Annotated in this window: 7 protein-coding genes; 5 read left to right on the top strand and 2 right to left on the bottom strand. The window is 70.3% G+C overall.

Features of this window, described 5'->3' with window-relative positions; translation table 11 throughout:
- The 4 genes from OO014_RS11310 to OO014_RS11295 all read left to right on the top strand — a co-directional run.
- Positions 1–3,659 (top strand): DNA polymerase III subunit alpha (locus OO014_RS11310; protein WP_272462422.1); only part of this gene is annotated, 3,659 nt, incomplete at its 5' end.
- 42 nt (positions 3,660–3,701) lie between these two features.
- On the top strand, positions 3,702–4,466 hold the full coding sequence (locus OO014_RS11305) for a class I SAM-dependent methyltransferase (RefSeq protein WP_272462421.1): 765 nt from the start codon (positions 3,702–3,704) through the stop codon (positions 4,464–4,466).
- Between the two features lie 54 nt (positions 4,467–4,520).
- The gene (gene dinB, locus OO014_RS11300) at positions 4,521–5,810 is read left to right on the top strand and encodes a DNA polymerase IV (RefSeq protein WP_272462420.1); all 1,290 of its coding nucleotides are present in this window, start codon (positions 4,521–4,523) and stop codon (positions 5,808–5,810) included.
- A 181-nt stretch (positions 5,811–5,991) separates the two neighbouring features.
- Positions 5,992–6,396 carry a DUF3040 domain-containing protein gene (locus OO014_RS11295; protein ID WP_272462419.1) on the top strand — a complete coding sequence of 135 codons (405 nt, stop codon included), beginning with the start codon at positions 5,992–5,994 and terminating at the stop codon, positions 6,394–6,396.
- Positions 6,397–6,472: 76 nt separating this feature from the next.
- Here OO014_RS11295 and OO014_RS11290 read toward each other — a convergent pair whose 3' ends face one another.
- The gene (locus OO014_RS11290; protein ID WP_272462418.1) at positions 6,473–6,961 is read right to left on the bottom strand and encodes a DUF456 domain-containing protein; all 489 of its coding nucleotides are present in this window, start codon (positions 6,959–6,961) and stop codon (positions 6,473–6,475) included.
- A gap of 51 nt (positions 6,962–7,012) precedes the next feature.
- Positions 7,013–7,237, bottom strand: a complete 225-nt coding sequence (locus OO014_RS11285) for a DUF7455 domain-containing protein (protein ID WP_272462417.1) — start codon at positions 7,235–7,237, stop codon at positions 7,013–7,015.
- A 317-nt stretch (positions 7,238–7,554) separates the two neighbouring features.
- On the opposite strand from OO014_RS11285, the gene OO014_RS11280 reads away from it, so the two are divergent.
- The gene (locus OO014_RS11280) at positions 7,555–9,687 is read left to right on the top strand and encodes a DNA gyrase/topoisomerase IV subunit B (protein WP_272462416.1); all 2,133 of its coding nucleotides are present in this window, start codon (positions 7,555–7,557) and stop codon (positions 9,685–9,687) included.
- Positions 9,688–9,851 lie beyond the last annotated feature (164 nt).

Here is a 9,851-nt window from a genome sequence, read left to right as displayed (position 1 = left end):
CCGTCCTGGCCCGGGGGAGCCGTGGCGGCCTGCCCCCGGGGGCAGGCTGGGCGGCGCTCTGCCGCCTGGTCACCGACACCCACCTGGGTGGGGAGCGCGGCAACCCGGTCACCACCGCCCGCCTGCTGGCCGAGCACACCACCGGGGGAGTCTCGGGCTCCCCCCTCGTCGTGTTCCTCGGACCGGACTCCGACGTCGGACGGGCGGTGTTGGCGAAGAAGCAGTCCCTCGCCCGCGCCATCCTGGAACGGTGGCGCGACCTGCTGCCCCGGGACGGGCTGGTCGTCGAGGTCGTCTGCCATGGCGGTCCCGAGCACCTGCCCGGCAGCCTCGGCCAGGCCGGTCGGATGCTCGCCCTCGCCGCGGAGGTCGGCGTTCCCACGGTGCTCACCGCTGCGGTGCGGCATGCCGATCCCCAGGACGCCGCCATCGTCGACGTCCTCGACGCGGCGCGCCGTCTGGTCGCCCTCGACGAGCGCCACCTCGACCGGGTCACGACCGCCGGGCACCTCTCGCCGACCCCGGTCATGCACGCCCTCGCGCGCGACGTGGTGCAGGTCTCGGGGCCGGGTCTGGTGGGTGGGGGGCCGCTGGTCCGTCAACGGGCCGCTGAACTGGTGGCCCGCACGACCGCACTGGCCACCGAGTGCATCCAGGATCCCCGCGCCGATCTGGGAATCGGTTCGGTCCACCTCCCCGAGCCCGGCGTCCTCGGGATTCGCGAGGGTGCCAACCCGCAGGCGGTGCTGGCCCGGCGTTGTCGCGAGTCGATCGCGACGCGTTATCCCGACCACGGCGCCCACGAGCTCGCGGCGGTCAGTGAGCGGCTCGAGGACGAGCTGCAGGTGATCGAGACGCTCGGGTACGCAACCTACTTCCTCACGGTGGCGCAGGTCTGCGACATCATCCGCGAGATGGGGGTTCGGGTCGCGGCGCGCGGGTCGGGCGCGGGTTCGCTCGTCAACTACCTGCTCGGCATCTCCGGGGTCGAGCCGATGCGGCACGGCCTGCTCATGGAGCGGTTCTGCTCACCGCTCCGAGCGGAGCTGCCCGACATCGACATCGACGTCGAGTCCGCGCGGCGCACCGAGATCTATGAGCGCGTCCTCGCGCACTTCGGTGGTGAACGGGTCACCTGCGTCTCGATGATGGACACCTACCGCGTGCGCCACGCCATCCGCGATGCCGGGGCGGCCCTTGGCCTGCCGCCACAGGAGATCGACGCGATGGCGAAGGCCTTCCCGCACATCGCGGCCCGCAACGTCCGCAACGCCCTCGCCGAGCTGCCCGAGCTTCGGGCGAGCGGGCTCGACGTGCCCCGGCTCCAGCTGATGTACGACATCGTCGAGCGGCTCGACGGGCTGCCCCGCCACATCGCCCTGCACCCGTGCGGCGTGGTGCTGTCCGACTCAGGCCTCCTCGACCGGACACCGGTCGAGGCGAGCTGGCTCGGCTTCCCGATGAGCCAGTTCGACAAGGACGACGTCGAGGCGATGGGCCTGCTCAAGCTCGACATCCTCGGCATCCGGATGCAGTCGGCGATGGCTCATGCGGTGACCGAGGTGGAGCGGGTCGATGGGACCAGGGTCGATCTCGACGACGAGACCAGTGTGCCCTTCGACGACGCGGAGACCTTCGAGCTGATCCGGTCGACCCGGACGCTCGGATGCTTCCAGATCGAGAGCCCGGGGCAGCGTGAGCTGATCGGCAAGTTCGGGCCGCAGACCTTCGAGGACATCATCATCGACATCTCCCTCTTCCGGCCCGGCCCGGTCAAGAGCGACATGATCGTGCCCTTCCTGAACGCGAGACAGGGGTGGAAGGAGCCGGCCTACCTCCACCCCACCCTGGTGCCAGCCCTGGAGGAGACCGAAGGGGTCGTCGTCTTCCACGAGCAGGTTCTCAAGCTCGTGGCCGAGACGACCGGCGTGACCTTGGCCGAGGCGGACGAGGTGCGCCGGGCCCTGGGCTCGCCGCAGGGCCAGGGCGAGGTCGAGAAGTGGTGGCGGCCCGCCGCCCGTGCCCGCGGTTACACCCGCGAGGAGGTCGACCAGATCTGGGCCGTCCTCAAGGCCTTCGCGTCCTTCGGGTTCTGCAAGGCTCACGCGGCTGCGTTCGCCCTGCCGACCTACCAGTCCGCGTGGCTCAAGACCCATCACCCGGCCGCGTTCCTCGCCGGGGTGCTCACCCATGACCCGGGGATGTATCCGAAGCGGCTCATCCTCGACGATGCGCGTGCCTTCGGCATCACGATCCTCGGGCTCGACGTCAACGTCTCGACAGGCGAGTACCGCTTCGAGCGCACCGAGGACGGGGGCGAGGCCATTCGCCTCTCCCTCGCCGACGTGCGCGGGATCACCGACCTGGAGGTCGCCGGCATCGTCGCCGGACAGCCCTACGCGAGCCTCTCCGACTTCTGGCAGCGGGCCGGGGTGTCCCGGCCGGCGGCAGAGCGGCTCGTCCTCGCCGGGGCCTTCGACTCCCTCCACGACATCGTCACGGGAGGCGTCGTCACCGGGGGCCTGGGAAGAGCTCCGGCCAGCGGTTCGGGTGGCAGCGGTTCGGGTGGCAGTGGTTCGGGCGGGACCGGGTCGCACGGGATGAGGCAGCGGGACGCGACGGTGTCGCGCAGCGGGTTGGGCCGACGTGGCCGCATCACGCGGCGCGACCTGCTCCTGCACGTGGCCGAGCTGGATCGGTGGTCTGCGTCCCAGCGTCGGACGTCGCGGGCCGGCCGGGCCGTGGCCAGGCGCAGCGTGACCGACCGGGGCGCCACCACGGCTTCGCACCGGGGGCGGACCACTTCGGTGACGGCATCAGGTGACATCCGGGCCCTCGCGGCAGCGCAGTCCCAGGCACCTGCCCCGGTTCCGTCGCAGCTGCCGGTGCAGCTGACGTTGGACCTCGGGGACACGCCCCAGCTCACTGCGACGAGCGGCCTGCCGGAGATGACCGGCCCGGAACGGGTGCGAGCCGAGCTCGAGGTCCTCGGGCTCGACGCCAGCGGACACGTCGTCGACTTCTACCGCCCGATGCTCGCTGCGCTCGGGGTGACCAGGGCCGACGAGCTGCTGTCCGGGCGCAGCGGTCGCGAAGTCTGGGTGGCGGGTGTCAAGGTCGCGACGCAGACCCCACCGATCCGGTCCGGGCACCGGGTCGTCTTCCTCACCCTCGACGACGCCACCGGCCCGGTCGACCTCACCTTCTTCGAGGACGTGCAGGGTCCATATGCATCGACGGTGTTCCATTCCTGGCTCCTGCTCTGCCGGGGCATCGTGCGACGCACCGGCCCGAGGGGACTGTCGATCCGTGCCACTGGCGCCTGGGAGCTGAGCGCTCTGCAGGATGCCTGGACCGCAGGAGGAGTCACGGCCGTGCGGGACGCCCTCGAGGTCGCCGACCAGGTCGCCCGGGAACGGGTGGAGCAGACCCAGGAGGCGGGCGAGGGCGACCGGGCCCTCGGCGTGGGGGAGACCGCTGCCGGGCGTCGGGTGCTCGTCCATGCCTCCGGTTTCAGACAGTCGCCCTATGCCGATGTCCGGCCGGCCGGCGGCGATGTCCGTGGGTCCCGAAGCGCCGCCTCGTTCGTTCCCGCTGACCTCCCACAAGGGCCGCCGCGCAAGCTGTGGCACGCGAGCCCGGGAAGCTCGGGGCACTAGGGTGAACCTGCCACCAACCTGCCCCCAGACCTGGAGGACGCCGTGCCAGACGAGCAGCATCCGCAACACCGCGTCGGTGCCCGCCTGTCCGCCGTCGTCTCCTCGGTGCGCACCCACGCCGACGAGGAGGCCCGCATCCTCGGGCGCCAGCTCGACGTGCTCGATCTCGGGGGCGGCACGGGCGGTGTCGCAGTGCCCCTCGCCGAGGACGGCCACCAGGTCACCGTCGTCGACCCCAGCCCGGACGCCCTGGCGGCGCTCGCCCGCCGGGTGCGGGAGGCCGGCATCCACGACAACCTGGCCGCGATCCAGGGCGACGGCGACTCGCTCGACAGCGTGCTGTCCGGACGTCGGTTCGACCTCGTCTGCTGTCACGGGGCGCTCGAGTTCGTCGACGACCCTGCGACGACGTTGCGCGCCATCTCCGACGTGCTCCGCCCCGGCGGCACCCTCTCCCTCCTCGTCGCGGGGCGGCTCGCGGTCGTGCTCGCCAAGGCCATCGCGGGGGAGTTCGCCCAGGCGCGGGCTGCCCTCCTCGACCCCGACGGCCGGTGGGGGCGCACCGACCCGCTCCCACGGCGCTTCGACCTCGACCAGCTCGAGGAGCTCCTCACCAGCGCTGGACTCACCGTCGTCCAGGTCCGCGGCACCAACATCCTCGGCCACCTCGTGCCGGCGTCTCTCATCGACTCGGAGTCGGACCGCGTGGCGCTGGCCGAGCTCGACGAGATCCTCGTGGCAGGTCCGGGCCGCGAGTTCCTCCGGACCCTCGGAAATGGACTTCACCTCATCGCCCGCCGCGACTGAGCCCGGCCCCTCGGCCAGCCACGCCCGTGGTCCGGTCCGTGCGGGGGTCCGGCCATGAGCCGACGTCAGTTCACCGCACCCACCCGCACCGAGGAGGGGCCTCCGGACGACACCGGCTGCACCATCCTCCACGTCGACATGGATGCCTTCTATGCGTCGGCCTCGCTGATCTCCCGACCCGACCTGCGCGGCAAGCCCGTCATCATCGGCGGGGCGGGGGGTCGGTCGGTGGTCCTCTCCGCCACGTACGAGGCCCGGGCGTTCGGGGTGACCTCAGCCATGCCGATGGCCCGGGCCCGGCGGCTGTGCCCGCAGGCCGTCGTCATCGCTCCGGACCATCGGCGTTACGCCGCCATCTCCGATGCGGTGATGGCCACGTTCGCTGCCGTGACCGAGCACGTCGAGCCGCTGTCGCTCGACGAGGCCTTCCTCGACGTGGCCGGCGCCGTCCGTCGTCTCGGGCCCCCGACCTCCATCGCCGAGCGACTGCGCGACACGATCGCGGACGAGCAAGGGATCACCTGCTCGGTCGGTGTCGCCTCGACGAAGTTCGTCGCAAAGCTGGCCTCGGCGCTCGCCAAGCCCGATGGCCTCATCGTCGTCCCCAGGAATGAGACCGTCTCCTTCCTCCACCAGCTTCCGGTCGGTGCCATCTGGGGTGTCGGGGACAAGACCGAGGAGCACCTGCACCGGTTGGGTCTGCGCACCGTGGCGGACCTGGCGCACACGCCGCTGGAGACCCTGCAACGGGCCCTGGGGGACGTCCTCGGCCGCAACCTGCACGACCTGGCCTGGGGTCGGGATCCGCGTCCAGTGGTCCCCGAACGCCGCGAGAAGTCCATCGGGGCGGACGAGACCTTCGCGCACGACATCGACGACCCGGTTCGCATCCATCGCGAGTTCCTCCGGCTCGCCGACCGCACGGCGGCCCGAGCCCGCTCGGCCGGCATGGCCGGGCGCACCATCTCGATCAAGGTCCGGTTCTCCGACTTCACGACCATCACCAGGGCCAAGACGTTGCGGCACCACACCGACGTCTCCCGTGAGATCTTCGCCACCGCGGTCGAGCTGTTCGACCGGCTCGGCCTCCAGCGGGCCCGCATCAGGTTGGTCGGCGTCCGGCTCGAGGGACTCGTTCCCGCCAGCGCCGCCCCCATCCAGTCCGCACTCGACGAGCCGGAGCATGGTTGGCGTGAGGCGGATCGGGCCGTCGACCGGGCCAGCGCCCGGTTCGGCGCCGGCGTCGTGCGCCCCGCGAGCCTGATCCCCGAGTCGGTCGCCCCGCAGGCCCCTGCGCCCGACCCCACCGGTCGCTCGCGGCCACCGGGCCGGTCCAGGCGCTGAGCCGACGCGCCTCGCCCCCAGACTGAGCCGATTTCGTCGACGAGCGAGGAACCCTCCGCCACATAGGTTCGTTCGGGTTCACAGGAGGGTAAACGAGACCTATCCTGAAAGGGAGAGCCTCCTACGACGAGCAGTCGTAGGACGGTCGAGTCGACAACACCGCAGGACAGGGAGGTGCCAGGTGGCACTCTCGGAACACGAGGAGGCACTGCTCCAGCAGATGGAGGAGGCCCTCTATGCCGAGGACCCGCGATTCGCATCGCGGATCGAGAAGACGAAGTCGCGCGCGCTCGGCCGGGGACGAATCGTCGTGGGTGTTGCCGCCGGAGTCGTGGGCCTCGCGCTCATCATCTTTGCGGCCATGAGCTCGAACATCTGGCTCGGCGCCGTCGGCTTCGCCGCCATGGTCGCCGGCATCGTATGGGCCATCACTCCCGCCAAGCAGCCGCTGCGTTCCGTGAGCCCGGAGGGAGAAGTTGCCGCCCCCCGCAAGAAGGCCAAGGGAGGCGCTGCGGGCGGCAAGTCCGGCTCCTTCATGGACCGCCTCGAGCAGCGGTGGGACAAGCGACGCCACGACCAGTGGTGACCTGGCACTGACGTCTCGCGTGCCCTCCGGGCCCAGATCGCGGCCGACCGCCACAACGCCCGAGCGCGCGTGACTGTCAGGCGCGCGTCAACAGCACTCCGACCGCCCAGATCACGATGATGCTGGCGGCGGTCGCGAGCTCGATACCGATGTTGAGGATCACGGCCCGCACTGCGTGACGTGTCGCGTCCCAGGCGCGGGCGTGGCTGCGGTGCTTGACCCGCTCCTGTAGATACACGGCGCCGACGAAGCCGATCGGCGCGCCCAGCAGCGGGATGACGAAGAGTCCGACCACGGCCACCATGAGAGCCACGGCGATGACCCGGGCCTGCACCCCGGTCGCTCGCATCCGCCGGCCGGGGACGACGTACTGGGCGACCAGTCCCACGACGTAGACCACTGTCGTGAGCGCGAAGATCACCCAACCGGACGCGGACTGGGCCAGCAGGGCCCAGAGCAGCGTCGCGCCCCACACGAGCAGCAGCCCCGGCAGGACGGGCACGACGATTCCCACCACGCCCACGAGCATGGCGAGCAGGACCAGAATGGTGGGCCCCGTGATCACGTCGGAGAACCGTCAGGGGTGCGGCTCAGCGGTGTCCTCGTCGGGACGGTCTCAGCGCTCGTCCACCGGCGCAGATTGCGGCGTCTCGGACAGCCGATCGCTCTCGTCATGAATGTCGACCGCCTGGTCCATGAGGGCGGGCAGGTGCTGCCGGCCGTGGTGGGCGCAGAAGAGCAGCTCCCCGCCGTTGACGAGACGGGCGCGAATGTAAGCCTGGGCGCCGCAGCGGTCGCAGCGGTCGGACGCGGTCAGTTCGGGTGCCAGTGCTGTGTTCATCGTGCTCGCCTTCTCTCCACCCTCTGGGGGTTCAATCGAGACTGAACCCTGTCATATACGTAGACGCTCGACCAAAGGATCTCGTTGCCCCGCCGGGGGCTCCTTCACCCTCTAGCCGTGCGTCGTGCACGTTCCAACAGTCAATCACGCTGTTTCCTTCCCGCCCCGGAGGCAAGGCGCCTGAGAGCTGCGTCATGTCCGGATCGTTACGCCTCCCGTACCCACTCGGGACGCTGCCGCGAGCCTCCCGGCACCGGCCGGAAAGGATCGTTAGGCTTCCGTTGCCCGCAGGACCACGAAGAGAGTGATCGACCACCTTGGCCTCCGCCTCCCGCCCCGCCCCCAACGGCAACGGTGACTACACCGCTCGCCATCTCCAGGTCCTCGAGGGTCTCGAGGCCGTGCGCAAGCGACCTGGCATGTACATCGGCTCGACCGACCAGCGCGGTCTCATGCACTGCCTCTGGGAGATCATCGACAACGCCGTGGACGAGGCGCTGGCCGGTGTGTGTGACCACATCGACGTCATCCTCGCGGCCGACGGCTCCATCGAGGTGCGGGACAACGGGCGCGGGATCCCCGTCGACATCGAGCCGCGCACGGGCCTTTCCGGCGTCGAGCTCGTCTTCACCAAGCTCCACGCCGGCGGGAAGTTCGGCGGGACCTCCTACGCCGCCACGGGCGGCCTGCACGGAGTCGGCGCCTCGGTGGTCAACGCCCTCTCCGCCCGCCTCGACGTCGCGGTCGACCGGGGTGGCAGGACCTACGGCATGAGCTTCCGCCGTGGCGAGCCCGGCGTCTTCACCGACTCCGGACCGGTCCACTCACCGGAGGCTCACTTCGCACCCTACGAGAAGCGCAGCGCCCTGCCCGTCATCGGCAAGACCAAGCGGGGGGTCACGGGCTCACGCGTGCGGTTCTGGCCCGACCCCCACATCTTCCTCAAGGGGTCGGTGCTCGACTACGACGCCCTCATCGCGCGGGCACGCCAGACGTCCTTCCTCGTGCCGGGGCTGCGGCTCGTCATCCGCGACGAACGGGGCCTTCCCGGCACCCCCGCTGCGGACGGCCCCACGGAGGAGGTCTTCCATCATGACGGGGGGATCACCGAGTTCGTCGAGTTCCTCGCGCCCGACACCGCGATCACGGAGGTCTGGCGTCTGCAGGGCTCGGGGACGTTCAAGGAGACGGTGCCGATCCTCGACAACGAGGGTCACATGACGCCGACCGAGCTCGAGCGCGAGTGCGTCGTCGACGTCGCCCTGCGCTGGGGCCAGGGTTACGACGTGCGGATGCAGTCGTTCGTCAACATCATCACCACCCCGAAGGGCGGCACGCACGTCGCCGGCTTCGAGCAGGCGCTGCTGAAGGTCTTCCGGCGGCAGCTCGAGGTCAACGCGCGCCGGCTCAAGGTCGGAAACGACAAGCCGGAGAAGGACGACATCCTGGCCGGCATGACCGCCGTCATCACCGTGCGTCTTGCAGAGCCGCAGTTCGAGGGTCAGACCAAGGAGGTTCTCGGCACCAACGCGGTCCGGTCGATCGTCGCCAAGGTCGTGGAGACGGAGCTGACCGCCCGGCTGACGTCGACGAAGCGTGGTGACAAGTCCCAGGCGGCCCTGCTGCTCGAGAAGGTCGTCTCCGAGATGAAGTCGCGCATCAGCGCGCGGCTGCACAAGGAGACGCAGCGGCGCAAGAACGCCCTCGAGAGCTCCACCCTGCCGACGAAGCTGCGCGACTGTCGGACGACCGACGTCGACCGGTCCGAGCTGTTCATCGTCGAGGGCGACTCGGCCATGGGGACGGCCAAGGAGGCGCGCAACTCGGAGTACCAGGCACTGCTGCCGATCCGCGGCAAGATCCTCAACGTCCAGAAGGCGTCCGTCTCGGACATGCTCAAGAACGCCGAGTGCGCATCCATCATCCAGGTGATCGGGGCCGGATCGGGACGCAGCTTCGACCTCGCGGCCGCCCGTTACGGGAAGGTCATCATCATGACCGACGCGGACGTCGACGGTGCCCACATCCGCACGCTGCTGCTGACGCTCTTCTTCCGCTACATGCGGCCGCTGGTGGAGGCCGGTCGCGTCTACGCAGCCATGCCCCCGCTGCACCGGATCGAGGTGATCAACGCCGGATCCAAGAAGAACGACCTCATCTACACCTACAACGAGATCGAGATGCGGCGGACCGTGGCGCGCCTGGAGAAGGGCGGCAAGAAGATCAAGCAGCCGATGCAGCGCTACAAGGGTCTCGGTGAGATGAACGCCGACCAACTGGCGGACACGACGATGGACCCGCGTCACCGGACCCTGCGCCGCGTCACCATGCGCGATCTCGAGACCGCGGAGCGCACCTTCGAGCTGCTGATGGGCAACGAGGTCGCTCCGCGCAAGGACTTCATCATCGAGTCCGCCGCCGAGGTGGATCGCGAGCGCATCGACGCCTGAGACGCGGCGCATCGCCCGTCGTCCACAGGGCAGTTCACTCGGGAGGCGACCGGACCGGGGCCTGTCTACGATGACCGTGGCTCGGGCGCTGGAGCCGCACGGGCACCGGCGCACCAGGCCGTCGGCGTCGCCATGGCGCCAGCAGAAACCACAGCAGGGCACGG

This window comes from Intrasporangium calvum (assembly GCF_028446585.1).
Classification (GTDB): Bacteria; Actinomycetota; Actinomycetes; order Actinomycetales; family Dermatophilaceae; genus Intrasporangium; species Intrasporangium calvum_A.
Note: the sequence above shows the minus strand (reverse complement) of the source record. Positions and strands in the feature narration are given on the sequence as shown.